The 26734-nt window shown below is 70.7% G+C and carries 24 protein-coding genes; 17 read left to right on the top strand and 7 right to left on the bottom strand.

What is annotated here, in order from left to right; genetic code table 11:
• Window positions 1-81: 81 nt before the first annotated feature.
• Window positions 82-747: a bifunctional DNA primase/polymerase gene (locus ACFYNP_RS03320; protein ID WP_388782097.1), complete on the bottom strand. Its 666-nt coding sequence runs from the start codon at window positions 745-747 to the stop codon at window positions 82-84.
• Window positions 748-1189: 442 nt separating this feature from the next.
• Between ACFYNP_RS03320 and ACFYNP_RS03315 the strand changes: the two genes are divergently transcribed.
• Both ACFYNP_RS03315 and ACFYNP_RS03310 read left to right on the top strand, forming a co-directional pair.
• Window positions 1190-2677 carry a PP2C family protein-serine/threonine phosphatase gene (locus ACFYNP_RS03315; protein ID WP_388782238.1) on the top strand — a complete coding sequence of 496 codons (1488 nt, stop codon included), beginning with the start codon at window positions 1190-1192 and terminating at the stop codon, window positions 2675-2677.
• Window positions 2678-2776: 99 nt separating this feature from the next.
• On the top strand, window positions 2777-4246 hold the full coding sequence (locus ACFYNP_RS03310) for an aminopeptidase P family protein (RefSeq protein WP_388782094.1): 1470 nt from the start codon (window positions 2777-2779) through the stop codon (window positions 4244-4246).
• A 68-nt stretch (window positions 4247-4314) separates the two neighbouring features.
• Here the strand turns inward: ACFYNP_RS03310 and ACFYNP_RS03305 are convergent, their stop codons facing one another.
• Window positions 4315-4773 carry an ATP-binding protein gene (locus tag ACFYNP_RS03305; protein ID WP_388414194.1) on the bottom strand — a complete coding sequence of 153 codons (459 nt, stop codon included), beginning with the start codon at window positions 4771-4773 and terminating at the stop codon, window positions 4315-4317.
• Between the two features lie 249 nt (window positions 4774-5022).
• Between ACFYNP_RS03305 and ACFYNP_RS03300 the strand changes: the two genes are divergently transcribed.
• From ACFYNP_RS03300 to ACFYNP_RS03260, 9 genes are all read left to right on the top strand, one after another.
• Window positions 5023-5865 carry a hypothetical protein gene (locus ACFYNP_RS03300; protein WP_388414193.1) on the top strand — a complete coding sequence of 281 codons (843 nt, stop codon included), beginning with the start codon at window positions 5023-5025 and terminating at the stop codon, window positions 5863-5865.
• 106 nt (window positions 5866-5971) lie between these two features.
• The gene (locus tag ACFYNP_RS03295; RefSeq protein ID WP_388414191.1) at window positions 5972-6706 is read left to right on the top strand and encodes a YcnI family protein; all 735 of its coding nucleotides are present in this window, start codon (window positions 5972-5974) and stop codon (window positions 6704-6706) included.
• A 53-nt stretch (window positions 6707-6759) separates the two neighbouring features.
• Entirely contained in the window at window positions 6760-7419 is a 660-nt protein-coding gene (locus ACFYNP_RS03290; RefSeq protein ID WP_388782091.1) for an SCO family protein, read from the top strand.
• Window positions 7416-7886, top strand: a complete 471-nt coding sequence (locus tag ACFYNP_RS03285) for a copper chaperone PCu(A)C (protein WP_388414186.1) — start codon at window positions 7416-7418, stop codon at window positions 7884-7886. The genes ACFYNP_RS03290 and ACFYNP_RS03285 overlap by 4 nt, the downstream gene beginning before the upstream one ends.
• Window positions 7887-7914: 28 nt before the next feature.
• Window positions 7915-9837, top strand: a complete 1923-nt coding sequence (locus tag ACFYNP_RS03280; RefSeq protein ID WP_388782088.1) for a copper resistance CopC/CopD family protein — start codon at window positions 7915-7917, stop codon at window positions 9835-9837.
• Between the two features lie 32 nt (window positions 9838-9869).
• Entirely contained in the window at window positions 9870-11177 is a 1308-nt protein-coding gene (efeB, locus tag ACFYNP_RS03275; protein ID WP_388782085.1) for an iron uptake transporter deferrochelatase/peroxidase subunit, read from the top strand.
• Window positions 11178-11295: 118 nt separating this feature from the next.
• Window positions 11296-12231, top strand: a complete 936-nt coding sequence (gene pheA, locus ACFYNP_RS03270) for a prephenate dehydratase (protein WP_388414178.1) — start codon at window positions 11296-11298, stop codon at window positions 12229-12231.
• Between the two features lie 730 nt (window positions 12232-12961).
• A complete protein-coding gene (serS, locus tag ACFYNP_RS03265; protein WP_388782082.1) occupies window positions 12962-14251 on the top strand; it encodes a serine--tRNA ligase in 1290 nt (429 codons plus the stop codon).
• A complete protein-coding gene (locus ACFYNP_RS03260; protein WP_388782079.1) occupies window positions 14248-15072 on the top strand; it encodes an HAD family hydrolase in 825 nt (274 codons plus the stop codon). Before serS ends, ACFYNP_RS03260 begins: the two co-directional genes overlap by 4 nt.
• A 220-nt stretch (window positions 15073-15292) precedes the next feature.
• Here ACFYNP_RS03260 and ACFYNP_RS03255 read toward each other — a convergent pair whose 3' ends face one another.
• Window positions 15293-15979 (bottom strand): rhomboid-like protein, encoded by a 687-nt coding sequence (locus ACFYNP_RS03255; RefSeq protein WP_388414165.1) that lies wholly within the window; start codon window positions 15977-15979, stop codon window positions 15293-15295.
• 117 nt (window positions 15980-16096) lie between these two features.
• On the opposite strand from ACFYNP_RS03255, the gene ACFYNP_RS03250 reads away from it, so the two are divergent.
• From ACFYNP_RS03250 to ACFYNP_RS03240, 3 genes are all read left to right on the top strand, one after another.
• Complete coding sequence (locus tag ACFYNP_RS03250; protein ID WP_388782076.1) at window positions 16097-16780, top strand: FadR/GntR family transcriptional regulator; 684 nt, start codon at window positions 16097-16099, stop codon at window positions 16778-16780.
• A gap of 113 nt (window positions 16781-16893) precedes the next feature.
• The gene (locus ACFYNP_RS03245; RefSeq protein ID WP_388782073.1) at window positions 16894-18198 is read left to right on the top strand and encodes a CynX/NimT family MFS transporter; all 1305 of its coding nucleotides are present in this window, start codon (window positions 16894-16896) and stop codon (window positions 18196-18198) included.
• Between the two features lie 296 nt (window positions 18199-18494).
• Window positions 18495-19235 (top strand): hypothetical protein, encoded by a 741-nt coding sequence (locus ACFYNP_RS03240; RefSeq protein WP_388782070.1) that lies wholly within the window; start codon window positions 18495-18497, stop codon window positions 19233-19235.
• A 136-nt stretch (window positions 19236-19371) separates the two neighbouring features.
• On the opposite strand, the gene ACFYNP_RS03235 is transcribed toward ACFYNP_RS03240, so the two are convergent.
• The 4 genes from ACFYNP_RS03235 to ACFYNP_RS03220 are packed head-to-tail and all read right to left on the bottom strand — an operon-like array spanning window position 19372 to window position 22926.
• Window positions 19372-20091: an ABC transporter permease gene (locus tag ACFYNP_RS03235; RefSeq protein WP_388782067.1), complete on the bottom strand. Its 720-nt coding sequence runs from the start codon at window positions 20089-20091 to the stop codon at window positions 19372-19374.
• 30 nt (window positions 20092-20121) lie between these two features.
• Window positions 20122-21033, bottom strand: coding sequence for an ABC transporter ATP-binding protein (locus ACFYNP_RS03230; RefSeq protein WP_388414153.1), 912 nt, complete (start codon window positions 21031-21033; stop codon window positions 20122-20124).
• The gene (locus ACFYNP_RS03225; protein WP_388414150.1) at window positions 21030-21917 is read right to left on the bottom strand and encodes an ABC transporter permease subunit; all 888 of its coding nucleotides are present in this window, start codon (window positions 21915-21917) and stop codon (window positions 21030-21032) included. Before ACFYNP_RS03225 ends, ACFYNP_RS03230 begins: the two co-directional genes overlap by 4 nt.
• Complete coding sequence (locus ACFYNP_RS03220) at window positions 21907-22926, bottom strand: ABC transporter ATP-binding protein (protein ID WP_388414292.1); 1020 nt, start codon at window positions 22924-22926, stop codon at window positions 21907-21909. Before ACFYNP_RS03220 ends, ACFYNP_RS03225 begins: the two co-directional genes overlap by 11 nt.
• A 269-nt stretch (window positions 22927-23195) precedes the next feature.
• Between ACFYNP_RS03220 and ACFYNP_RS03215 the strand changes: the two genes are divergently transcribed.
• The 3 genes from ACFYNP_RS03215 to ACFYNP_RS03205 are packed head-to-tail and all read left to right on the top strand — an operon-like array spanning window position 23196 to window position 26733.
• Window positions 23196-24032 carry a M24 family metallopeptidase gene (locus ACFYNP_RS03215; RefSeq protein WP_388414148.1) on the top strand — a complete coding sequence of 279 codons (837 nt, stop codon included), beginning with the start codon at window positions 23196-23198 and terminating at the stop codon, window positions 24030-24032.
• 11 nt (window positions 24033-24043) lie between these two features.
• Window positions 24044-25804 (top strand): SDR family oxidoreductase, encoded by a 1761-nt coding sequence (locus tag ACFYNP_RS03210; RefSeq protein WP_388782235.1) that lies wholly within the window; start codon window positions 24044-24046, stop codon window positions 25802-25804.
• Window positions 25801-26733, top strand: coding sequence for a metal-dependent hydrolase (locus ACFYNP_RS03205; protein ID WP_388414145.1), 933 nt, complete (start codon window positions 25801-25803; stop codon window positions 26731-26733). The genes ACFYNP_RS03210 and ACFYNP_RS03205 overlap by 4 nt, the downstream gene beginning before the upstream one ends.
• Window position 26734: the final 1 nt, after the last annotated feature.

The following is a 26734-nucleotide window of genomic DNA, read 5'->3' as shown; positions in this document are numbered from 1 at the left end:
AAGGCGGCCCGGGAACCGGACCGCCTTCTCGCTCATTGGGCGTCCCGGCTCCCGCCTGCTCGCTTCCGGGCCCGCCCGCTCTCAGTACGCCAGCCGGCTCCCGCCGTCCGGGGCGCTGGTGCTCGCCTCGACCAGCGCGTCCACCACCGCCTCCACATCCGGCAGCCAGGGCCCGCCGGACCCCGACGCGGGGGGACGCTCCCAGCGAATCTGCCCCTTGCCGGTCCGCGACGGGGGCAGCACCAGGTAGCCGCCCTCGCTGTGGAACCGCAGCGAACTGGGCACCCAGTCCTTGGAGTAGAGCAGTTCGCCCAAGCGCTCCATCGAGTACGGAGCCACCAGGAGCGACCACCGGGTGGGCGTCGCCACGACCGGGCCGAGCCGCACGCCCATGGCGTCCAGGGCGGCGAGCGCCCGGGCGCCGGCCAGGGCCGGGAGGCTGATCGCGCAGGGTGCCCCGGCGCCGGTGGCGAGCAGGACCGGCGCGTCCGGCCGGTTCGTCCACCACCAGCGGATCATGCGCTCGTCGGTGGTCGCCGCGAGCAGTACGGGGTCGAAGGGGTGCGCCCCGGGCACCACACATTCAGGGTCGGGACAGGCACAGCCGCGTCCGTCCGCGGCCAGTCCCACACCGGGGAGCACGGGCCATTTCCATTGGGTCGCACAGGTCAGCGCGGCGCCGAGCTGAGCAGCCCTTTCACTGCGCCGGAACCGGAACCTGCGTCGCCTTCCGAGGATCTCGCGCATGAGCGCTCGTTCCTTTCCGTTGAACGCCGAGTCCACATCACACCATGTGTGCATCTCTTCACTGCGCGTACTCGCTCTGTGAACCTGCGGTACGGGGCACCCGCCAGAACCGAACACGGACGGTCACCACTGGCTGCGACGGCCACTGCCCGTAACCATTTAAAGCATGGCGAAGGGTGGCGCGTACGTGGCGCTTGCCGTCCTGCGTACAAAAAACCCCGCCGCTCGGGGATGGGGCGTGGCCGGACGGCTCTTAAGACGCTCAGGCCGGCCACAAGGTTCCGAGGCGCTCTCAACTGCCCCGGACCACACCGATTACGTACCCAACGCGGTTGAAACGACGCACAGTTGAACGGCCTCAGTCGACCCCAGCGCTGGGCCACCAGGGTCATTTTTTGGCCAAGTTCAACGCCCCATGGACACCAACAGTCCCGCTATGACAATGCTGGACATCCCCTTACTTGTGCGTGTACATGTGGATGCATTGATAGCGGCGCAGAATGACATGGGGGTTTGCGATGCTATTGCGCAGAATCGACCCGTCGGAAAGCCGGCCGACATGAGCGCCCCTCACCTGCCGAAAGTGGCTGGAATCGATCCAGCCGTTCCACCCCCCGCGCACACTCACGCGCCTCTGCCCTCGCCCGCCGCCCACACCCCGCCCGGCGCGGTGCTCCAGGACCGCCTCGCCGGCTGGGTCTCCGACCTCACCACGCTCCACGAACTCACCGAGCGCCTGGCCCGCACCACCGTCCTCGACGAGGCCCTCGACGAACTCCTGAAGGCGGGCGCCGCCCTGGTCGGCGCGCGCCGCGGCCTGGTCGTCCTGGAGCCCTCCGACGGACTCGGCCCGACCGTCACCAACGGCCTGGGGCTCGCCCACGCCGACCTGGGGCACATCGAGACCGTGCCGCGCAGCGTCACCGCGTACGGCCGGATCCTCGACGGACTCCCCGGCGCCGACGGCGGCTGCGACCTCATGGCGGAGGGCGAGGGACTCGACCCGCGCCACCGCGAGGTCGCCGCCCGCCTGGGCTACGCCGCCAGCTACGCGCTCCCCCTCGCCGCCGAGTCGGCGGGCCGGCTGGGCGCCGCCGTCTGGCTGTACGACGAGAGCGCCGAGCCCGTCGAGCGCCAGCGGCACCTGGCCGGGCTCTACATCCGGTACGCGGCCGAACACCTGGCCCGGCTCATCGAGCTGGAGCGGGCCCGCGCCCATGTGGCCACCGTCGCCGAGGAGCTGCTGCCCAGCCGGCTGCCCCGGGTCGCCCGGGTCCAGCTGGCCGCCCGACACCGCACCGGGCCGCGCGGCGGCGGCGACTGGTACGACGCGCTGCCGCTGCCGGAGGGCGCGCTCGGCCTCGCGGTCGGGTCCGTCACGGGCGCGGGTGCGAGCGCCGTGGCCGCGATGGGCCGGCTCCGCGCGAGCCTGCGGGCGTACGCGGTCATGGAGGGCGAGGACCCGGTGGCGGTGCTCTCCGACCTCGAACTGCTGCTGCGCCTGACCGAGCCCGCCCGCTCGGCGACCGCCCTGTTCGCCTACTGCGAGCCCGCCCGGCGCAAGATCGTCCTGGCCGGCGCCGGGCACGCACCGCCCCTGGTCATCGGGGACCGGCGCACCGAGTTCGTGGAGACCTCGCTCTCGGCGCCGCTCGGCATGCTGGCCTGCTGGGAGGCGCCCAGCGTGGAGCTGTCGCCCGACCACGGAGAAACGGTGCTGCTGTACACCGACGGGCTGCTGCACCGCACCGGTGAGCCCATGGACCGCGCCTTCGCCCGGCTGCACTCGGCCGCGGCGAGCGTCCCCAAGGCGATCCGCGACGACCCGGACGCCGTGCTCGACCACGTGCTGCGCACCGTGCTCCCCGACGGCCTCGACGAGACGGACGGCGCCGAGGACGTGGTGATGCTCGCCGCCCGCTTCGCCTAGCGCCCGGCCCCGGTCGCGGTAAGAGGCACTAGGACCCTGGACCCCCTTCCGCACGCCCGTACGATGGAAGGCGGCCCAGTGTCGTACCAAGGAGCAGACGTGTCAGAGGAGCTCACCCCGGAGATCCCGGAAGAGACCACGGACGAGAAGCCGATCCAGCAGCGGAAGAACGGCCTGTACCCGGGCGTCTCCGACGAGCTGGCCGAGAACATGAAGTCCGGCTGGGCCGACACCGAGCTCCGCGGCCTGGAGCCGGTCGCGCAGGCCGGCCACACCGCCGACCGCCGCGCCGCGCTCTCCAAGCGCTTCCCGGGCGAGCGTCTGGTGATCCCCGCGGGCAATCTGAAGACCCGCTCGAACGACACCGAGTACAGCTTCCGCGCCTCCACCGAGTACGCGTACCTCACCGGCGACCAGACCGAGGACGGCGTCCTCGTCCTTGAGCCCACCGAGGACGGGCACGAGGCGACGATCTACCTGCTGCCCCGCTCCGACCGCGAGAACGGCGAGTTCTGGCTTTCGGGCACCGGCGAGCTGTGGGTCGGCCGCCGCCACTCCCTGGCCGAGGCCGAGCAGCTGCTCGGGCTGCCCGCCAAGGACGTCCGCGAGCTGGCCGGGGCCCTCGCGGAGGCGACCGGTCCGGTCCGCACCGTACGGGGCCACGACGCGGCCATCGAGGCCGCGCTCACCGACAAGGTCACCGCCGAGCGCGACGAAGAGCTGCGCGTGTACCTGTCCGAGGCACGCCTGGTGAAGGACGCGTTCGAGGTCGCGGAGCTGCGGAAGGCGTGCGACTCGACCGCCCGCGGCTTCGAGGACGTCGTCCAGGTGCTCGACAAGGCCGAGGCGACCAGCGAGCGCTACATCGAGGGGACGTTCTTCCTGCGCGCCCGCGTCGAGGGCAACGACATCGGCTACGGCTCGATCTGCGCCGCGGGCCCGCACGCCACCACCCTGCACTGGGTGCGCAACAACGGCGAGGTCCGCTCCGGCGACCTGCTGCTCCTGGACGCGGGCGTGGAGACCAACGAGCTCTACACCGCGGACATCACCCGCACCCTGCCGATCAACGGCACCTTCTCGCCGCTCCAGCGCAAGATCTACGACGCGGTGTACGAGGCCCAGGAGGCCGGCATCGCGGCGGTCAGGCCGGGCGCGCCCTACCGCGACTTCCACGACGCCGCCCAGCGCGTGCTCGCCGAGAAGCTGGTGTCGTGGGGCCTGCTCGGCGACCTGGACGTCGACAAGGTCCTGGAGCTCGGCCTCCAGCGCCGCTGGACCCTGCACGGCACCGGTCACATGCTCGGCATGGACGTCCACGACTGCGCGGCCGCGCGCACCGAGACGTACGTCGGCGGCGACCTGGAGCCGGGCATGTGCCTGACCGTCGAGCCCGGTCTCTACTTCCAGGCCGACGACCTGACCGTGCCCGAGGAGTACCGCGGCATCGGCGTCCGGATCGAGGACGACATCCTGGTCACCGAGGACGGCAACGAGAACCTCTCCGCCGCGCTGCCGCGCCGCTCGGACGAGGTCGAGGCGTGGATGGCCCAGGTCAAGCAGGCCTGATCGCTTGCCTGTTGGCCGGCCGGCGCACCGCCGTGGTGCACCGCCGGTCCGCGCCGGGGGCGCGCCGCTCAGGACACCTTGAGCAGCGCGCCCTCGCGCCATTTGAGGATCTTGTCGAAGCTGACCACCGCGCCCCGGCCCGGCCGGTTCCTGAAGTGCACATGGTCGGCGAGCTGTTCGATCAGGCCGAGGCCCCTGCCGTGTTCGGCCAGGGTGCCCGTTCTTGCCGCGAGCGCGGGGCGCCGGCCGCGACGTGCGGGGAAGCCCGGCCCCGAGTCGGCGACCTCGATGCGGCACTTCTCGCCGTCGAGGTAGGCGGTGACCCGGTAGGCCGCCGACGCGCTGCCCGACACCGGGTCACCGCCGTGCTCGACCGCGTTGGCGCACGCCTCGCTGAGGGCGACCGACAGGTCGTAGGAGATGTCGGGGTCGACCCCGGCGGTCTCCATCGTGCCGAGCAGAAGACGACGGGCGAGCGGAACGCTCGCAGCCTCGCGCCGCAAGTGGAGAGACCACCAGATGCTCATGCTCCAGCCTCCTGGCTGCGGCTCGACAAGCCCTTCTCTCTACGGGCGCAGTATTGCCGCAACTACCCCTCGGTAAGCCACCTCTTGACGTGATGGCGCCCATTCGGCGGATGTACGCGCCCCTCACGCCGGTGTAAAGCACCCCGGACGCCTCCCCTCCGCTTCACCGGAACCCCCGCCCCGTATCAAAGACGACCTTCCGGACCTGCCGTATGGAGCGGGTAAGCGCAGTGCGATGATGGCCCCGCCATGTCTACCCCCCACGCCCCAGCAGGCGCCGGTCTCCGGCTGCTCCGGGCCGCGGTGTTCGCCGCGGTCTGCGTCGTGCTGTCCGCGATGGGACACGTCATGGCGGCCTGCGCGAGCGTCCCGTGGTGGACCCTGCTCGCCGGTTTCCTCGGGGTGTTCGCGGTCGTGGCACCGCTCGCCGGGCGCGAGCGCTCGCTCGCGCCGATCGCGGGCGCCCTCGCGGCCGGGCAGCTCGGCCTCCACACGCTCTTCGGCGTGGGCCAGCACACGGCCTCGGCCGCCGGCACCGGGTCCACCGGGGACCTCCCCATGGTCCAGTTCGCCGCGAAGCTGATCTGCGGCAACGGCGCTGCCCCGCTCAGCGCGGCCGACGCGCGGCGCATCGTCACGGATGCGGGCATCGACCCCACCCGGGTCGCGGGTCACGCCGCGATGCCCGGCATGTCCCACATGGCCGGGATGATGCCGGTTCCGACCGGCTCCGGCACCGGCTCCGCATCGCTCGCCGCCTCGTTGCTGCCGACCCTGCCCATGCTCCTCTGCCACCTGCTGGCGGCGCTCGCCACCGGCTGGCTGCTGCGGCGCGGCGAGGCCGCCCTGTTCGGAGCGGTCCGCCTGGCCGCCGAGTCGGTCACGGCCGCGGCCGAGGCCGCCTCCGTACGCTCCCTGCGCCGGGCCCTGTCCTTCGCGGCGGCCCTGTGTGCCGGGCTCCGGTCGGCCGCGGGCCGGCGCCCGCGCGCCGCCCGCACGGACCCCCGCGCGGCGCTGCCCCTGCCCGGGGCGGCACTTCAGCACTCGGTGATCAGGCGCGGGCCGCCCCCGGCGTACGCCCTCGCAGCCTGAACGCGGCCCACTCCCCTCACGTACCGCAGGAGTGGTGTCGCGGGTCCCCGTGCACCCGTGCGCGGTGGACGTCCCCACCCTTCCTGCTCACTGGAGTGTCTCCGTTATGAACGCTGCCCGTTCGCGCACCCGTGTCGCCGTCGTCTCCTCGATCGCCGCCGGTTCCGTCCTGCTGCTCTCGGGAACGGCCTTCGCCCACGTCACCGTCCAGCCCGAGGGGGCGGCCGCCAAGGGCGGTTACGCCGTCGTCGACTTCAAGGTGCCCAACGAGCGCGACAACGCCAAGACGGTCAAGGTCGAGGTCAACTTCCCGACCGACCACCCGCTGGCGTCCGTCATGCCGCAGCCGGTACCGGGCTGGAACGTCGAGGTCACCAAGTCCAAGCTGGACAAGCCGCTGACCGTGCACGGCAAGCAGATCAACGAGGCCGTCACCAAGGTGACCTGGAGCGGCGGGACGATCGAGTCCGGCCAGTTCCAGAAGTTCCCGCTGTCCATCGGCTCGCTGCCCACCGACACCGACCAGCTCGTCTTCAAGGCGCTCCAGACGTACGACAACAACGAGGTCGTGCGCTGGATCGAGGAGACCAAGAAGGGCGCGCCCGAGCCCGCCAACCCGGCTCCCACCCTTCAGCTGACGGCCGCCGCGGCCGGCGGTGACGACGACGCGGCGCCCGCCGCCGACAACAAGAGCGCGTCCGGCCAGAAGCCCCAGGCGTCGTCCTCGTCGTCCTCCTCGGACACCGACACCACGGCCCGGGTCCTGGCCGTCGTCGGCATCGTCGTCGGCATCGCCGGAGTGGCCTTCGGCGTGTTCGCCGGACGCCGCCGCTCCGCGTAACGCGCACCCCGCACCTGCACCCCATCCACCGGAAAAGACCGGAAAATCACCCCATGCGCACCAAGACCGCGCTGACCGCCGCAGCTCTGGCTGCGGCGGCGGCGCTCACCCTGACCGCGTGCGGCGGCAGCGGCGACAGCGGCTCCAACAGCCCCGTCGCCGATGTGTCCGCCTCGGCGAAGACCCAGGCCGCGACGCTGCTCGACCGGCCGTTCATCAAGCCCGACTTCGTCCTCACCGACACCAACGGCAAGAAGTTCGACTTCCGCGCCGAGACCAAGGGCAAGCCGACGCTCATCTACTTCGGCTACACCCACTGCCCCGACGTCTGCCCGCTCACCATGGGCAACATCGCCGTCGCCAAGAAGTCGCTGCCCAAGGCCGACCAGGACAAGCTCCAGGTCGTCTTCGTCACGACCGACCCGGACCGGGACACCCCCGCCTCGCTCGGCCAGTGGCTCAAGGGCCAGGACCCGTCCTTCATCGGCCTGACCGGTGACTTCGCCACCATCCAGAAGGGCGCGCGCTCGATCGGCATCGGCATCGACCCGGCCACCAAGGACAAGGACGGCAAGGTCGTCTCGATGCACGGGGCCCAGGTCATCGCCTTCTCCCCCAAGACCGACCAGGGCTACGTCCTGTACGGCGAGGACGCCACCGTCGCCGACTACACCAAGGACCTGCCGAAGATCATCAAGGGGGAGAACCCGTGAACCGCCGCACCACCCGCGCCGTCCGCCCGACCGTCGCCGCCGTCATAGCCCTGTCCGCCGGTCTGGCCCTCGCGGGCTGCTCCGACAGCGCGGATGCCAAGCCGAAGCTCCAGGTGAGCGACGCGTTCATGCCGCTGCCGACCAGCGACATGGCCGGCGGCTTCCTCGTCGTCAAGAACGACAGCAAGACCGCCGACAAGCTCACCAAGGTCACCAGCGACCTGTCGGACAACATCACGATCCACGAGACGAAGAACCAGAAGATGCAGGAGGTGAAGTCCCTCGACATCCCCGCCAACGGCGAGCTGGACCTGGAACGCGGCGGCAACCACATCATGTTCATGGGTCTCAAGCAGAAGCCGAAGCAGGGCGACAAGGTCACCGTCGAGCTGCACTTCGAGAAGGCCGACCCGGTCAAGGTCGACCTGCCGGTGAAGGAAGCGATCTACAACTCGAAGCACCACTGAGGCATCCAGAGGGACTTGAGGGACTGACATGACGGCCACCGCCCCACCCCTTCGCACGGTCACGCGCCGCGGCCTGACCCGGCTGCTGCTCGTCACGGTGACGCTGCTCGGCGCGCTCCTCGCGGGCGCCGTGCCCGCGTCCGCGCACGCCGCACTGACGGGTAGCGACCCGAAGGACGGGGCGGTGGTCGCGACCGCCCCCGCCCAGGTCTCCCTCACCTTCTCCGAGGGCGTCGCCCTGGACGCCAACTCCATCCGGGTCCTGGACCCCACCGGAAAACGCTCCGACACCGCCGAGCTGGTCAACCTGTGCAGCGGGGACATCGTCAAGTACGGCGTCCGGCTGCGCACCGGCCTCCCCAACGGCACCTACACGGTGGCCTGGCAGGCGATCTCAGCCGACAGCCACCCCGTCTCCGGCGCCTTCACCTTCTCCATCGGCGCCCCCTCCGCGACCGCCGCGGTGGTCCCCAGCCAAGAGGTGGGCGGCGGCCTCGTCGGCGTTCTCTACGGCATCGCGCGCTACGCGGCGTACGCCGGCTTCGTGCTGCTCACCGGCGGCGCGGCCTTCGTGCTCGCCTGCTGGCGGCGCGGCGCCACGGTCGGCCCGGTGCAGCGCGTCGTCGTCGGCGGCTGGCTCACCATGACCGCGGCCACCCTCGCGATGCTGCTCCTGCGCACCCCCTACACGGGCTCCGGAAAGCTCTCCGACGCCTTCGACCTGAACGGGCTGCGGGCCGTCCTGGAAACCAAGCCGGGCGCGGCGCTCGTCTCCCGGCTGCTGCTGCTCGGCGCCGCCGCGCTGTTCGTCTCCGTCCTGTTCGGCGCGTACGCCAAGCGCGACGACGAGGCCGAGAAGAAGGACCTCACCTTCGGCCTGGCCATCGGCGGGACCGTCGTCGCCGCCGGACTCGCGGCCACCTGGGCGCTCGCCGAGCACGCCTCCACGGGCCTGCAACCCGGCATCGCCATGCCCGTCGACGTCCTGCACCTGCTGGCCGTGGCGACCTGGCTCGGCGGGCTCACCACCCTGCTCGTCGTCCTCTTCCGTGCCCCCGGCATCGAACGCGCGGCCGTCCTGCGCTTCTCGCGCATCGCGTTCTGGAGCGTGGCCGTCCTCGCCGCGACCGGCGTCTACCAGTCCTGGCGGCAGGTCGGCACCTGGTCCGCGCTCGTCGACACCGCCTACGGGCAGCTGCTGCTCGTCAAGGTCGCCCTGGTGGCCGTCCTGGTCGCCACCGCCTCCGTCTCGCGCCGCTGGACCGCGCGCCTGTCCGAGCACACCGCCCCGGAGGCCGAGGCCGCCTCCATCGTCGAGCAGCGGACCGGCGAACCCGAGCCCGAGCCCGTCACCGTGCCCGACGACGGCAAGGACACCAAGCGGGCCGCCCAACTCGCCCGCCAGCGCGCCGCGATGAGCAGCGCCCGCGAGAAGCGCATCCGCGATGCCGACCCGGAGCGGACCGGGCTGCGCCGCACCGTGCTCGCCGAAGCCGGCATCGCCGTGGTGCTGCTCGCCGTCACCACCGTGCTGACCCAGACCGAACCCGCCCGCACCCAGCAGGCCGTGGACCGGGCGAAGGCCGGTTCCCAGGTAGCCGTCGCCGACCGGCCCGTCGACATCCGGCTGCCCTTCGACACCGGCGGCCAGAACGGCAAGGGCACCGTGGAGCTCACCCTCGACCCGGGCCGCACCGGCGCCAACGACCTGCACATCTACCTCCAGGACCCGACGGGCAAGCCCAAGGACGCGCCCGAGGTGAAGGTCGCCTTCACCCTCGCCGCGAAGTCGGTCGGCCCGCTGCCCGTCGTGCCCGACCACGTCACCACCGGACACTGGAGCGCGAGCGGCGTACAGCTCCCGATGGCGGGCGACTGGCAGATCTCGGTGACCGTACGCACCTCCGAGATCGACGAGACCACCGTGGACAAGAACGTCAGGATCGGCTGAGTCGACTGACATGAGCGAGACGTTGAACTGACATGAGCGAGACCAAGAACGCCAAGAACGCCGGGACCGCCGGAACCTCCGGGCGGGCCCCGGCCGCCTCGGCCGAGCCCGCTCTCGACATCTCCCGGCGCAAGCTGCTCGGCACCGTGGGCGCGGTCGGCGTGGGCGGTCTGGCGCTCGGCGCGGCGGGCGGGGCAGCCGCCTACGCGGCCGTCGAAGGCCCGGACGACACCCGCCCCTTGGCCTCGGTCGGTTCCACGGAGGTGATGTTTCACGGGAAACATCAAGCGGGGATCAGCACTCCGCTTCAGTCCACCGGCCATCTCATCGCCTTCGACCTCGCCCCCGGCGCCGGACGCAAGGAGGCCGCCGCCCTGATGCGGCGCTGGTCGGCCACGGCCCAGGCCCTGATGGCGGGTGAGCCCACGGGCAGCGCCGACACGGGCGTCGCCCTGGACGCCGGCCCCTCCTCGCTCACCGTCACCTTCGGCTTCGGCCACAGCTTCTTCGACCGTACGCAACTGACCGACCGGCGCCCCGCCCAACTGGACCCGCTGCCCGACTTCTCGTCCGACCAGCTGGACGCCAAGCGCTCGAACGGCGACCTGTGGATCCAGATCGGCGCCGACGACGCACTGGTCGCCTTCCACGCACTGCGCGCGATCCAGCAGGACGCCGGTTCCGCGGCCAGGGTGCGCTGGCAGATGAACGGCTTCAACCGCACCCCGGGCGCCACCGCGAAGCCCCTGACCGCCCGCAACCTGATGGGCCAGATCGACGGCACCAACAACCCCAAGCCCACCGACGCCGACTTCGACCAGCGCGTCTTCGTGCCCGACACCGCACAGCCGGCGTGGATGGCGGGCGGCTCGTACGCCGTCGTACGCCGCATCCGGATGCTGCTCGACACCTGGGAGAAGCTGCCGCTGACCGAACAGGAGCAGGCGGTCGGCCGCAGGAAGTCGAACGGCGCCCCTCTTTCGGGCGGTTCCGAGACGACGAAGATGCAGCTCGACAAGTTCGGCCCGGACGGCAAACCGGTGATCGCCCTGAACGCCCATGCCCGCATCGCCGCCCCCGAGCAGAACGGCGGCGCGGCCATGCTGCGGCGCGCCTTCTCCTTCCACGACGGCATCGCCGCGGACGGCACCCCGGACGCGGGACTGCTCTTCGTCGCCTGGCAGGCCGACCCGCTCAAGGGCTTCGTACCGGTCCAGCGCAAGCTCGACCGGGGGGACGCGCTCTCCACGTTCCTGCGGCACGAGTCGAGCGGCCTGTTCGCGGTGCCGGGCGGCCCGCGGGCCGGCGAGTACGTGGGCCAGCGTCTCCTGGAGTCGTGACGGCCGGGCCTGGACACCGAGGGCGCGCGGCCGGCCGGTCCGGCGGGCGCGGCCGCCTGGTGGGACGCTCGCAGGGAGCGGTGGGTGCCGGTGACTTCGGGCCATTAGTGTGACGTGCATGTCCGCCACGCGATACACCTACCTGGGTCCCGAGGGCACGTTCACCGAGGCCGCCCTGCGCACGCTTCCCGAGGCCGCGACCCGTGAACTGGTCCCGATGGTGTCCGTGCCGGCCGCCCTGGACGCGGTCCGCAGCGGGGAGGCGGCCGCGGCCCTGGTCCCGATCGAGAACTCGGTGGAGGGCGGCATCACCGCCACCCTGGACGCGCTGGTCTCGGGCGAACCCCTGATGATCTACCGCGAGGTGCTGCTCTCCATCAAGTTCGCGCTGCTCGTGCGCCCGGGCACGACGCTCGCCGACATCAAGACCGTCACCGCGCACCCGGCCGCCCAGCCCCAGGTCCGCAACTGGCTGAAGGCGAACCTGCCCGAAGCCCTCTGGGAGTCCTCCGCCTCCAACGCGGACGGCGCCCGCCTGGTCCAGGAGGGCCGCTACGACGCGGCGTTCGCGGGCGAGTTCGCGGCGGCGACCTACGGCCTGGAGCCGCTGATCACCGAGATCCACGACGCCGTCAACGCACAGACCCGCTTCGTGCTCGTCGGCCGCCCGGCCCGACCCGCGGCGCCGACCGGCGCGGACAAGACCTCGGTCGTCCTGTGGCAGCGCGAGGACCACCCCGGCGCCCTGCTCGAACTGCTCCAGGAGTTCTCGGTGCGCGGGGTCAACCTGATGCTGCTCCAGTCCCGGCCCACCGGCCAGGGCATCGGCAACTACTGCTTCGCCATCGACGCCGAGGGCCACATCTCGGACCGCCGGGTGGGGGAGGCCCTGATGGGACTGCGGCGGATCTGCCCCGAGGTGCGCTTCCTCGGCTCGTACCCGAGGGCGGAAGTGACGCTCGACGACGTACGGGCGCTGCGGGCGGGCACCTCGGACGCGGAATTCGTGGAGGCGGCGGAGTGGCTGGCCCGCTGCCAGGACGGGCGCGCGTAGGACCGCTCGGCACGGGTGCGGATATCGGCACTCGGCACGGGTGCGCGTAAAGGCACTCGGCACGGGTGCGCGTAAAGGCACTCGGGACGGGTGCGCGTAACGACACCCGGCACGGGTGCGTACAACGGCGCTCGACGGAGGCAACAGGGCGCTCGTCCCCAGGCCCGCTCACCTCGGCGACCGGTCCTACCTGCTGATTTTCGTTGTCCACAAAGTTATCCACAGGCCTGCTTCTCGACCTGTGGGTAAGTCGACAACACAACCGGACACAGTCGACAAATCCCTCTAGTGACGCCACATCGGTCCACAGGGCGTCAGGACATCCTCTGTCACCCCAATTACATTGATCAACTCTTTAGAGCGAGCAATTCCCACCCGAATGAGTGTGTGGAACGGGTTTGGGAGGGGAATCCTCGGTCCCGCATGCGGCTTTCGGAATGATCCCTTCCGCAGTCCACAGACGCTCCACACAGGCTGTGGATAACTATCCGGCGCCGTGCACTTCTGTGGACAAGTCCGGTGCACGGCAAGGGAGTCGGTCAACGACCGTCCCGGAAGCAGCCCTTTCCGGGCAATAGTGCCGATTTTCTTGACGCGTGCCGACCGACGGCCCGGGAATTCCCTGGCCAGGTTTCCCAATGCGGTCAATCCGGACAAAGCGACACGCGCGCGGAGTGCGCACGGGATATACCGGTGGGGTGCGGGGAGCGCACACCGGTAGCCTGGAGGGGTGATTGACCTTCGCCTGCTCCGTGAGGACCCCGACCGTGTTCGCGCCTCCCAGCGCGCCCGTGGAGAGGACGTCGCCCTCGTCGACGCCCTGCTCTCCGCCGACGAGCTGCGCAGGTCCTCGGGCCTCCGCTTCGACGAGCTGCGCTCCGAGCAGAAGTCGCTCGGCAAGCTCATCCCCAAGGCCACGCCGGACGAACGCGCCGAGCTCCTGAAGAAGGCCGAACAGCTCAAGAGCGACGTCAAGGCCGCCGAGGCCGCGCAGAACGACGCCGACGAGCGGGCCAAGCACCTGCTCCTCCAGCTCGGCAACATCGTCCACACGGACGTGCCGGTCGGCGGCGAGGAGGACTTCGTCGTCCTGGAGACGCACGGCACCATCCGCGACTTCGGCGCCGAGGGCTTCGAGCCCAAGGACCACCTGGAGCTCGGCGAGGCGCTCGGCGCCATCGACGTCGAGCGCGGCGCCAAGGTGTCCGGCTCGCGCTTCTACTACCTGACCGGCGTCGGCGCGCTCCTTGAGCTCGCCCTGGTCAACGCCGCGATCGCCCAGGCCACCGAGGCCGGCTTCATCCCGATGCTGACGCCCGCCCTGGTCCGCCCGCGCGCCATGGAAGGCACCGGCTTCCTCGGCCAGGCCGCCGAGAACGTGTACCACCTGGAGAAGGACGACTACTACCTGGTCGGCACCTCCGAGGTCCCGCTGGCGGCCTACCACATGGACGAGATCATCGACGCGGACAAGCTGCCGCTGCGCTACGCCGGTTTCTCGCCCTGCTTCCGCCGCGAGGCCGGGACGTACGGCAAGGACACCCGGGGCATCTTCCGGGTGCACCAGTTCGACAAGGTCGAGATGTTCTCCTACGTCCACCCGGACGACGCCGAGGACGAGCACAAGCGGCTCCTGGACTGGGAGAAGCAGTGGCTGACCGCCCTCGAACTGCCCTTCCAGGTCATCGACGTCGCCACCGGCGACCTCGGCTCCTCGGCCTCGCGCAAGTTCGACTGCGAGGCGTGGATCCCCACCCAGGGCAAGTACCGCGAGCTGACCTCGGCCTCCAACTGCGACGGCTTCCAGGCCCGCCGCCTGTCGGTCCGCATGCGCGACACCAGCGACGGCAAGAGCAAGGTCGCCCCGCTGTCCACCCTGAACGGCACGCTCTGCGCGGTCCCGCGCACCATCGTGGCGATCCTGGAGAACCACCAGCAGCCCGACGGCACCGTGCGCGTCCCGGCCGTGCTCCGCCCCTACCTGGGCGGCCGCGAGTTCCTGGAGCCGATCGCCAAGTGAGTACCGCCGTGGGGCGCCCGTTCCCGTACAAGCTGATCGCGACCGACCTCGACGGGACGCTGCTGCGCTCCGACGGGTCGGTCTCGCAGCGCACCCGTGACGCGCTGGCCGCCGCCACGGCGGCCGGCGCCGCGCACATCGTGGTGACCGGCCGGGCGGTCCCCTGGACCCGCCACATCCTCGACGACCTCGGCTATGACGGCCTCGCCGTCTGCGGCCAGGGCGCGCAGGTCTACCACGCCGGCGAACACCGGCTGCTGACCTCGGTCACCCTGGACCGCCAGCTCGCCGGGCTCGCCCTGTCCAAGATCGAGGCCGAGATCGGCCCGCTCGCGCTCGCCGCGAGCCGCGACGGCATCGACGGCGACGTCCTGGTCGGCCCCGGCTACCAGGTCCAGGAGGGCCCGCTCCCGGTCCGCTCCTTCGAGGACCTCACCGAGCTGTGGTCGGCCCCCCTCAACAAGGTCTACATCCAGCACCCCGGGTACGACGACGACGCCCTGGCGAAGATCACCCGCCAGGTCGTCGGCAGCCTGGTGGACGTGGTCATGGCGGGCGCCGGCGTCGTGGAACTGCTCCCGCTCGGCCTCAGCAAGGCAACCGGCCTCTCACTGGCCGCGCGCCGCCTCGGCTGCAAGGCGGCCGACACGATCGCGTTCGGGGACATGCCGAACGACATCCCGATGTTCGGCTGGGCCCACCACGGGGTGGCGATGGCCAACGCCCACGACGAACTGAAGGCCGTGGCCCACGAGATCACCGCGTCCAACGACGACGACGGCATCGCCGTGGTCCTGGAACAGCTGCTCGACCGAAGCTGATCAGGACAGGACATGGGTAAGGGGCGTCCGCCATTGCGGGCGCCCCTTACCCATGGGAGAGGGGCGGCCTCGCGCTGACGCGCGCTCGAAGCGGCCGCCCCGGCAACCGCGCACGGGCGGCCCTTCGGAGTCGTCGGTGCTGCTCCGATGCCTGCCCCGCGCGGCCCCGCCCCGACTCGTCCCCCGTGCGGCGGGGCCGCTCTTCTCGTGCGCGGTTGCCTCAACCACTGTGCCCGGCACGGCCGTTGGGCGCCAACGAATTACGGGCCGGCACCCCCCGGGTCAACGGCCAGCAGGCGAAGCCGATCAGCAGCGCGGTCACATGGCCGAGGTCGGTGTACGTACCGCCGGTGGCGAGCGGGATGCCGAAGAACGCGAGCACGCCCACGAGATAGAGCCAGCGCCAGGGGTGGGGCAGCCGGTAGACGAGGATGCCCGCCGCCGCGGCCAGCCCGTAACTGACCCCGATGTCCACGACGTGCGACATGGCGTGCGCGAGCCGCTTGGGCAGATGCTGGTTCTGGATCGACCACAGGACGTACTCCTGGCTGATCAGGGTCGCCACCACATGTCCCACCACGACCGTGCACAGCCAGCGCAGCGTGCCGAGCCAGCGCTCCACCGTGCCGTGGACGACCTCGAACATCACCAGGTACAGCAGGAGCGAGGACGGGTTCTCGATCCAGAACGCGCTGGTGAACAGGGATTGGACGGGGTGCCGGGTCAGCTCGTGGATGTTGCTGCTGTTGCGGTGCAGCAGAAAGCGTTCCAGGGCCTGCGTGGACAGCTGGATGACGAGGCTGGTGATCGCGATGGCCAGCAGCCAGATATGGGTCCCGGGTGTGGAACGCACCCAGGAACGGACCGGCCGCGAGCGCTCGGTGCCGCGGTGGAGCAGGGTCGTCATCCCTAGATGATGGACCGGAACCCTGAGCACCACATGAAAAGCCATCCCGGCGCAGTGAAGTCGGACAGTTCCGCAGTTGTAGGATGACTGGGCAACCGGGCGAATAGAGTGGGCGGCATGGCTCTCAGAACGGCGGGACGACAGTCCCTGGTGGACACCGTGGTCGATCAGCTGAAGGCCCAGCTGACCAACGGCGAATGGGCGGTCGACGACCGCATTCCGACGGAGCACGAACTCGCGGAGCAGCTGGCCGTCGGCCGCAACACGGTCCGTGAGGCGGTACGCGTCCTCGTGCACGCGGGGCTGCTCGAATCCCGCCAGGGCAACGGCACCTTCGTACGCTCGACGGCCGACCCCTCCGCCGTCCTCCAGCAAATCCGCGCCGCCGACACCCTTGACGTGCTCGAACTCCGCGTCGCACTGGAGGCCGAGGCCGCCCGTCTCGCCGCCGAACGCCGGGACACCGCCGACATGGTGGCGCTGCGGGGCGCCCTGGAGACCCTGCGCGAACACGGCGACCGCGCCGCGGACGCCGACATGGCGTTCCACCTGGGCGTGGTGCAGGCCACCCACAACCCGGCGTTCATCGAGGTCTACCGGTTCTTCTCGGTGCAAGTGCACGAAAGCCTCATCACCTCGCTGCGCGACGAGGAGATGCCGCCGATCGACCTCGACACCCACGAGGGCCTGGTCGACGCGATCGAGAGCGGAGACCCGGCGGCCGCGGAACGCGCCGTACGCGAACTCCTGCGCAAGCCGCTTGAGGCGGTGCGGGCGGTGGCGGCGCGGCGGGAGGCCTGAGCCCGACAGCCGCCCACTGCCCGGCAGCCGCTCACCGCCGGCCACCCCCGTCCTCAGCTCCCCCCCCCCCCCCCCCCAACGATCAAGCCCTGACGCCGAGAAAGGTGCCTGTTTTGTCACGCCCGGATACCGATCACCTCCTGTTGCCCGACGCCGAGGCCGATGTGCGGCCCTCACCCCAGGGCGCCGCCGCGCGGCGGGCACTGCTGGCGCATCCGGCGATGCTCCTGATCGGGATCGTCCTGGCGTCGCTGAACATGCGGGCGGCGCTGGCCAGTGTGTCGCCGCTGGTGAGCGACATCAGCCAGTCGTTCGGCCTGTCCTCGACGGCGAGCAGCCTGGTGACCTCGGTCCCCGTCCTCTTCCTCGGACTCGGCGCCCTGGTCGCGCCGTGGTTCGCCCGCCGCTTCGGAAGCGAACCGGTCCTGCTGTTCGCCCTGCTGCTCCTGGCCGTCGGCATCCTGGTGCGGGTGGCGCCCTCGACGGTGGCGTTGTACGGCGGAGGCGTACTCGTGGGCACGGCGATAGCCCTGCTCAACGTGCTGATGCCGGGTCTGATCAAGCGGGACTTCCCGGACAGGGCCGCGTCCATGACATCGGTCTACACCGGCGCGATGATCGCGGGCGCGACCCTGGTGGCCGCGTCCTCGGTGCCGCTGGAGAAGGCGTTCGGCGGCAGCTGGGAGGCCTCGCTCGCGGTGTGGTCCCTGCTCGCGGTCCTGGCGGCGGTCGCCTGGCTGCCGCAGGTGCTGATCGCCCGCGGACGTACGGGACATGAAGTACGGGTCCCGAGCGCCCGGCCCGGCCCCGGTTCCTACGGTTCCGCTTCCGCTTCCGGTACCACCGGTAAGAGCGTGTGGCGCTCGGCCCTCGCCTGGCAGGTCACCCTCTTCATGGGCCTCCAGTCGCTCTGGTCGTACGTGCTGATCGCCTGGATGCCGACGATCTTCACCGACCACGGGATGAGCCGCTCCACGGCGGGCGTGATCTTCGCCTTCAACAACCTGATCCAGGTGGCGGGCGCCTTCGCCGTACCGCTCCTGGCCGGCCGGATGCGCAGCCAGCGCCCCCTGATCGTCCTGGTCACCTCACTCGTCGCGGCCGGCTACGCGGGCCTGATGATCGCTCCGGTCAGCGGGGCCTGGCTGTGGGCGGGGGTCCTCGGCATCGGGCAGGGCGGCGCGGTCGGCCTGGCCCTCACCATGATCGTGCTGCGCTCGGGCGACGCCCAGACGGCGGCCCGTCTCTCCGGCATGGCCCAGACGGTCGGCTATCTCCTGGCCGCGGTCGGCCCCCTGGCCGCGGGCGCGGTCCACCAGGCGACGGGCGGCTGGACCATCCCGATCGCCCTCGTCCTCGGCGTGTGCGCGGCGGCACTGGCGGTGGGCCTGTTCGCGGCACGGGACCGGACGGTTTAGCGGGGCGGGCGGCGGGCGACTCAGCGGGCGGCCTGGCGGCTGGACTCGGGCGAAACGTTTGTTCCCAACATGTGTTCCCCGGATGCGTGACTTGTACGAAAGTCCGCTCGTTGTCCCTGCGCGTGGAGGCAACTGGGGTTAGTGGCGTCGTACCTTTCGTGAATTCAGGGATTGCCGGTCGCGGTACCAGGGGCCGGTCATTGAGTCAGTGGCGTAGATGAGCGGACCTCCACCCCTGCGGCCCGGGGACAGGGCGTCCATGTCATGCATCACCGACCACGAACGGAAGGCCGACCATGCCATCCGAAGTCGCTCTACTGGAATCGCGCACCCTGCGCGCCGACCACGTGGGACGCGTCGACGTCCTGGAGAAGGTCAGGGCGTTGCGGTTGCTACCCGATGGAACCCACTTGTCCACAGACGGCGTCGCGCGGTACTTCGAGGTCCCCACGGAGGCCGTCAACAGCGTCGTGAAGCGACACCGCGACGAGCTGCACAGCAACGGGCTTCGCACCCTCAAGGGGGATGAACTGCAAGCCTTTGAAATGGCCAACTTGGCCATTTCAGAGAACGGGCGAGACCGAAGTTATCCACAGGGCAGGGCCCACCTCCGGCTGTACACCCGCCGAACCGTCCTCAACATAGCCATGCTCCTTCGCGACAGCGAAGTAGCCCGCTGTGTCCGCGCCTACCTTCTCGACACCGAGGAGACCGCCCGAACCGTCACCGCGAACGACCCCCGCTACGACGGCCTTGAGCACCGGGTCAGCGACCTGGAGGGCTCCATGGCCCACATCGGGCCCGCGCTCCAGGAGCTGGGTCCGGTGCTGCGGCGGATGTCTGCGCGGCTGGAGTCGATGGACCGACGGCTCGAAGCCGTCGATGTCCGGCTGGCCGGGGTGGACCGCAGGCTCGACGCGACCAACCGCGTGGTGGGCGCGATGAGCATCCGGCTCACGGATCTCTCCGAGGACGTCGCGGACATCCAGCGTCGGCTCCCTCAACCGCCGGACCCGCGCCGCAGGCACCGGAGGTAGTCGCACGCAGCGGCTGGTGATCCGAGGCGGTCGGGGCCAGTCGGGGCAGTCGAGCCCGACCGGCCGCTGACGGTGAACAGGCGGTGCCCGAAGACCAGTTGACGTCGGGCACCGCTCTTGGCCGGGGAAACCCCCGTCACTCCTCCCCGGCCAGCTTGAGGGTGCGCAGCTTCTGGCCCGCGTACCAGGTGGCCGCGGCGGTCACGCCGATCAGCAGGATCACCGCGAGCGGCAGCCCCACGTCGGAGGAGATCACTCCGTTCTCGCCGATGCGCTGGGCGAGGGCGAGCGACCACTGCTGGACGCTCAGGGTGCGCGCGCCGGGCACCAGACTGCCGAACAGCGACTCCCAGACCAGCGCGTACACCAGGCCGAAGACCACGGCGTGCCGGGTGACGGTGCCGAGCAGCAGGAAGACCGCGGCGTACGCGATGGAGGCGACGAGCGCGGCCACCGTGTAGGCGATGGCGATCTGCTGGCCGTTGCCGTTCAGGATGAACCCGGCGATCAGCGTGGGGATCGCGGAGAACGCCATCGTGACGGCGATCGCGACGATCAGCTTGGTGAAGATGATCGTCGACCGCTTCACCGGCTTGGCGAGCAGATAGACGATGGAGCCGTCGTCGATCTCCGGGCCGATCGCGCCCGTACCGGCGATGACGCCGATCAGCGGCACCATCGTGGCCAGCGCGAAACTGCCGAGCAGGTCGGCGGTGACCTGGTCGTCGGCGCCGGTGAAGGAGCGGACGGCCACGGAGATCACGATGAGCAGGAGGGGCAGGACGAAGAGGATGGCGGCCCGGCGGCGGCCGAGCAGGGCCCGGTAGGTGAGCCGGGCGACGGTCGGGTTGTACATGGGAACGTCACCGCTCCTTTCTGGAGGCGCTCAGGCCGCTACGAGGTAGGAGAAGACGGATTCGAGGGACTCGTCGGAGGGCGAGACCGTCAGCAGGCGGATGCCGTTCGCCTTGGCCACGTGCGGGAGCAGCGTGGTGAACCGGCCGAAGTCGACGGCCTGGACGCGCAGCGCGCCCTCCTTGAGGTCCACTTCGATGCCGGCGGTCGAGGGGTCGGCGATCAGAGCGGCGGCCAGTGCCCGGTCGTCGCTCGATCGGATCACATAGCGGTGCGGGCGGTCCGTCATGAGGCGGCGGATCTTCCGGAAGTCGCCGCTGGCCGCGTGCCGTCCGGCGACGATGACCTCGATGTGCGAGGCGAGCTGCTCGACCTCTTCGAGGATGTGGGACGAGAACAGGACCGTGCGGCCCTCGGCTCCCATCCGCCGCAGCAGGTCCATGAGTTGCATGCGCTGGCGCGGGTCCATGCCGTTGAACGGCTCGTCGAGCAGCAGTACCGACGGGTTGTGGACGAGGGCGGACGCCATCTTGACCCGCTGGCGCATGCCCTTGCTGTAGGTCTGGATCTTGCGGTCCTGGGCGTACTCCATCTCGACCGTGGCCAGGGCCTGGCCGGCCTCGCGGGCGCCGAGCCCGTGCAACTCGGCGTTGGCGACGACGAACTCGCGGCCCGTCAGGAAGTCGTACATGGCTTCGCGCTCGGGCACGATGCCGATGTTCTTGTAGACGGACTCGTTGCGCCAGATCTGCTGGCCGTCGAGCTTCACGGTTCCCGTGGAGGGGGCGAGGAAGCCGCCCATCATGTTGATGAGGGTGGACTTCCCGGCGCCGTTGGGGCCGAGCAGTCCGGTCACGCCGGGGCCGACCGTCATGGTGACGTCGTTGACCGCCACCACGTTGCCGAACCAGCGCGAGGTGTGGTCGATGTGGATGGTGGTCACAGCCCGACCTTCCGGTAGCGGCGCATCAGCACGGCGTACGAGCCGTAGATGAGCGCGAGGACGACGAGCAGGTAGACCACTCCGGTGCCGGATCCCGGTCCGTGGCCGCCCGGGAAGTTGGAGCTCGCTCCGAGGAACGCGGTCTGTACGCCGTCGATGAGCGTGATGGGCGAGAACAGGCCGAGCCACTGGACCGCTCCGGGGGAGCCCTGGTTGAAGGCGATGGCCTGGACCGCGGAGACGGCCCCGTAGGAGACCGTGAGGACGGCGATCACGGCGGCCACTCCGAAGCCGCGGCGCGGCGTCAGGGCGGCGATGACCAGGCCGAGGCCCGCGAAGAGGAGCGAGAGCAGTGCCACCGAGACCAGCCCCTCGGCGAACCCCTTGGTCTGGTCCGCGAAGTCGAGTTTGGCGAGCAGGGAGCCGATGTAGAGGACCACCAGGGGCGCGCCCGTGATGATGAACAGGGCCGACGCCATCGCGGCGAACTTGGCCAGGACGTAGTCGACGCGCTCGATCGGCCGGGAGAAGTACAGCGGCACCGTCTTGAACCGCAGGTCGCGCGACACGGTCTGGGGTGCCTGGGCCGCGATGAACAGGCCGATGACGGCCTGGAGGATGATCGCGTACCGCGTGTACGACACCGGCAGGTCGTTGGCCTTGGTGGCGACGGCGACCGCGACCATGATGGACGCCGGCACGCACATCACCGCGAACAGGATCATCGGCAGGACCTTGGACTTGGCGCTGCGGCCCAGCCCGTACGCGCCGCGCAGCGACTGCGAGAAGAGCGAGCGGCGGGCGTAGGCCCGGCCGAGCCGCGGCCCGTCGTAGTTGCGGTAGCCGATGTTGTGGATCTGGGTCTGGGCGCTGTCAGTTGCCATCGCGACCGGCTCCCTTCTGCTCGGCGCCGGCCGCGGTGGCTGCCCATGCGGCGGCGCGTTCGGAGACCGGCTCCCGCGCCGGGGTCTGGAAGACCTCGGCGATGTGGTGACGGCGCTGTTCCATCCGTACGAGACCGAGGCCGAGGTCGGCCACGGTGTCGCGGACCGTGTCGTAGGTATCCTCGCCGGTGGCCTCGACGAGGAGGATGTGGCCGGCGCCCGGCAGTCCGTCCTCCACTCCGGCGTGCAGGGTGATCCCGGCCGCGGTGAGGGCCTTGCGGACCGCCTCGGTGCCGTCGGGGTGGCTGTCGGAGTCGGTGACCTCGACGGCCAGGGTGGTGGTGGTCTGGGTGAAGTCGCTGGTGGAGCTGGACCGCAGCAACTGGCCGCCGTCGATGACCACTACGTGGTCGCAGGTGCGCTCCAGCTCGCCCAACAGGTGCGAGGTGACCAGGACCGAGATCCCGAAGTCGGTGTGGATGCGGCGGATCAGGCCGAGCATCTCGTCGCGGCCGACCGGGTCGAGGCCGTTGGTCGGCTCGTCGAGGAGCACCAACTGCGGGTCGTGGACCAGGGCTTGGGCGAGCTTGACGCGCTGCTTCATACCGGTCGAGTAGCCGCCGATGGGCCGGTAGCGCTCCTCGTAGAGCCCCACGTGGCGCAGGGTGTCGGCGGTGCGCTCACGGGCGGCGGTGGCCGGCAGACCCGACATGCGCGCCATGTGCACGACGAACTCGGTGGCCGAGACGTCGGGTGGCAGGCAGTCGTGCTCCGGCATGTAGCCCACCCGCTCGCGGATGGCGCTGCCGCTGGTGGCCACGTCGAGGCCGAGTACGGCGGCGGTGCCCTCCGTGGCGGGCGAGAGACCAAGAAGAATCTTGATCAACGTGGACTTGCCGGCTCCGTTGGCGCCCACCAGCCCGGTCACGCCGGGGCCGATGTCCAACGAGAGCCGGTCAAGCGCGGTCACCCGGGGGAACCGCTTGCTCAGGCTTTCGGTCGCGATCACAGTCACGTCATCGACGGTAGTGGCGCAGGACACACGAATCGTCAGCCCTGACGGCTGGATCCGTCTCCGACTCCAGAGGTACGGCCCCGTAGGGGAACCCGTACGTGAGGCTGATGGGGTCGCTGACCTGGGGGACGGAGTTGTCCACAACCGGCCCGTTGTCCACAGGCTGACGCAGGGCCCTTGACGCAGCCGCCGGGCATTGTCACATTCATCAGTGTCAAGTTACGCACGCGTAGGGCGACAGGGGTGGACGGATGCCATCGGCAGTGAAGGCTCGACCCGACGCGCGGCTGCGCGGATTCAGGGAAGTGCAGAGCCTGGCGTACGAGTGCGCGGAGGCGGTGGCCGCCCAGCTCAAGCCGGGGGTGACCGAGCGGGAGGCCGCGCGGATGCAGCGGGACTGGCTGCGCGAGCGGGGCGTGCGGGACTGGTTCCACCTGCCGTTCGCCTGGTTCGGCGACCGCACCGCGTTCGCGAACTTCCGCATACCGTTGCAGTTCTTCCCCACCAACCGGCGTCTTGAGGCGGGGATGCCGTTCATCCTCGACATGGCCCCGGTCTACCAGGGCTATACCGCCGACATCGGTTATTCGGGCTGCCTGGGTCTCCATCCGGTGCACGACCGGCTGCTCGCCGACCTGGAGGCACACCGCGCCCTGATCCTGCGCGAGGTGCGCGAGCGGCGGCCGCTGCGCGAGATCTACGAGGACGTGGACCGGCTCATGGTCCGCCAGGGCTATGCCAACCGGCACCGGGCGTATCCGTTCGGCGTGATCGCCCACAAGATCGACCAGGTGAAGGAGCGCCGCTGGTCGCCGAACGTCTTCGGGTTCGGCACCCAGGCGCTGAAGGGCCTGGCCGGCGACGCGCTGCACGGCCACCGGGACGGCTGGTCGCCGCTCTGGTCGCCGTACAAGTTCTCCGACCACCCGCCCCGGCCGGGGCTGTGGGCGGTTGAGCCGCACCTCGGATTCCGGGGTACGGGCGCGAAGTTCGAGGAGATCCTCGTCGTCACCGACTCGAAGGACCCCGAGCAGAGCGCGTTCTGGCTGGACGACGACCTGCCGCATGTGCGGCGCTGGGCCGAGGAGAAGGCGGCGTGAGGGTGACGAGCGTGAACATCGAGGGAGCCCGCGAACGCTGGGTGCGCACCGGCGGCGTGGAGCTGTGCGTGGCGGAGCTGGGGGACGCGTCGCGGCCCACCGTGCTTCTGGTGCACGGCTATCCGGACAGCAAGGAGGTGTGGTCCGACGTCGCCGAGCGCCTGGCCGACCGCTTCCACGTGGTCCTGTACGACGTCCGCGGACACGGCCGCTCCACGGCGCCGGCCCCGTTGCGCGGCGGATTCACGCTGGAGAAGCTGACGGACGACTTCCTGGCGGTCGCGGACGCGGTCAGCCCGGACCGGCCGGTGCATCTGGTCGGCCACGACTGGGGCTCGGTCCAGGGCTGGGAGTTCGCGACGGTGGAGCGCACGGAGGGCCGCATAGCCTCCTTCACCTCCATGTCGGGCCCCTCGCTCGACCACTTCGGCCACTGGATCAAGAGCCGGATGAGCCGCCCCACACCGCGCAGGACCGCCCAGCTCATCGGCCAGGGCGCCAAGTCCTGGTACGTGTACATGCTGCACATGCCGGTCCTGCCGGAGCTGGCCTGGCGCGGGCCGCTCGGCAAGCGGTGGCCCTCGATGCTCCAACGCCTGGAGAACGTACCGCTCGGCGGCTACCCCACGGCCTCCCTGCCGCAGGACGCGGCGCACGGCGCCTGGCTCTACCGGGACAATGTCCGCGCCCGGCTGCGCCGCCCGCGCCCCGACGCGTACGCCCATGTGCCGGTCCAGCTGATCACGCCGCTCGACGACGTGTTCCTCTCGCCCAAGCTGTACGCCGAACTGGAGCACTGGGCGCCCCGGCTGACCCGCCGTACCCTCCCGGCCAAGCACTGGATCCCGCGCACCAGGCCCGACCAACTGGCCACCTGGATCAGTGAGTTCGTCCGCGCCAACGAGGACGGCATACCGGCCAGGGATGCCGTGGCCACAGGCCCGCACGCCGACCGGTTCGGCGGCCAGCTGGTCCTGGTGACGGGTGCGGCGAGCGGCATCGGCCGGGCCACGGCCTTCGCGTTCGCCGAGGCCGGGGCACGGGTCGTCGCCGTGGACCGGGACGCCGAGGGTGCCGCCAGGACCGCGGAGATGGCCCGGCTCATCGGCGCGCCCGAGGCCTGGGGCGAGGTGGTCGACGTCAGCGACGAGCAGGCAATGGAGAAGCTCGCCGAGAAGGTGGCCACCGAGTACGGCATCGTGGACGTCCTGGTCAACAACGCGGGCATCGGTTTGTCCGGCTCCTTCTTCGACACCACGGCGGAGGACTGGAAGAAGGTCCTCGACGTCAATCTGTGGGGCGTCATCCACGGCTGCCGCGTCTTCGGCAAGCAGATGGCCGAGCGCGGCCAGGGCGGCCACATCGTCAACACCTCGTCGGCCGCCGCCTACCAGCCCTCGCGGGCGCTGCCCGCCTACAGCACGTCGAAGGCCGCGGTGCTGATGCTCAGCGAGTGCCTGCGCGCCGAGCTGGCCGGCCGGGGCATCGGGGTCTCGGCGATCTGCCCCGGCCTGGTCAACACCAACATCACGTCGACCACGCACTTCGCCGGGGCGGACGCCACGGAGGAGAAGCGCCTCCAGAAGAAGACCTCGCGCCTGTACGGAATGCGCAACTTCCCCCCGGAGAAGGTCGCTTCGGCGATCCTGCGTGCCGTGGTGAAGAATCAGGCGGTGGTGCCGGTGACGCCGGAAGCCCGCGGCGCCCACCTCATGTCCCGCTTCGCGCCGAGGACACTGCGCGCGATCGCCCGATTGGAGCCGCCGCTGTGAGTACGGAGCGCCTGGACGGCACGACGCACGAGGAGCACTACCGGATAACCCCGCGGCGCGTCTCGTTCGACTGGGACGGGACGCCGCTGCACTGGATACCGGACGAGCCCACCGCCACCCATGTCATCAATGTGCTCCACCTTTTACTTCCGGCGGGCGAGCGCTGGTTCGTGAAGGTGTTCAAGGAGGCCCTGCCGCTGGTCGCCGACCCGGTGCTGCTCAAGGACGTCAAGGGGTTCATGGGCCAGGAGGCCACCCACAGCGTCCAACACGCCCACGTCCTGGACCACTTGGCGCACCAGCGTCTGGACACCGAGCCCTACACCCGGCACGTCGACTTCCTCTTCGAGAAGCTTCTTGGCGAGACGCCGCCGTTCGGGGCACCGGTACCGACCCAGGAGTGGCTGCGCTTCCGGCTCTCGCTGATCGCCGCGATCGAGCAGTTCACGGCGGTGCTGGGCGACTGGGTGCTGCACGCCGAGGGTCTGGACCGGGCCGGGTCCGATCCGGTCATGCTGGATCTGCTGCGCTGGCACGGCGCGGAGGAGGTCGAGCACCGGGCGGTCGCCTTCGACATGTACCAGCACTGCGGCGGCACGGGCCTGCCGCGCTACCTCCGCCGCCTGGAAGGCATGGCGGTCGTGGCCCCGGTGCTGATGTGGCTGTGGGTGTGGGGCGCCTCCTATCTGATCCGGCACGATCCCCAGCTCGCCGGCCGGCTGCGCTACTCGCTGGGCGAGCACAACGGGGCGGTACGCCGCGGCCTGCTGCCGACCTGGAAGGAGCTGGGCTCGGCCATACCCCGCTACTTCCGACGGTCGTACCATCCCTCGCAGGAGGGCTCCCTGCGCAAGGCCGTCGACTATCTGGCGACCTCGCCGGCGGCCCGTGCGGCGGCGGGTGCGGTGGGCCGCGCCGCCCTGGGTTAGA

It is taken from the genome of Streptomyces sp. NPDC006691, from assembly GCF_042869955.1.
Taxonomy (GTDB): domain Bacteria; phylum Actinomycetota; class Actinomycetes; order Streptomycetales; family Streptomycetaceae; genus Streptomyces.
This window is presented reverse-complemented; position numbering and strand designations above follow the sequence as displayed.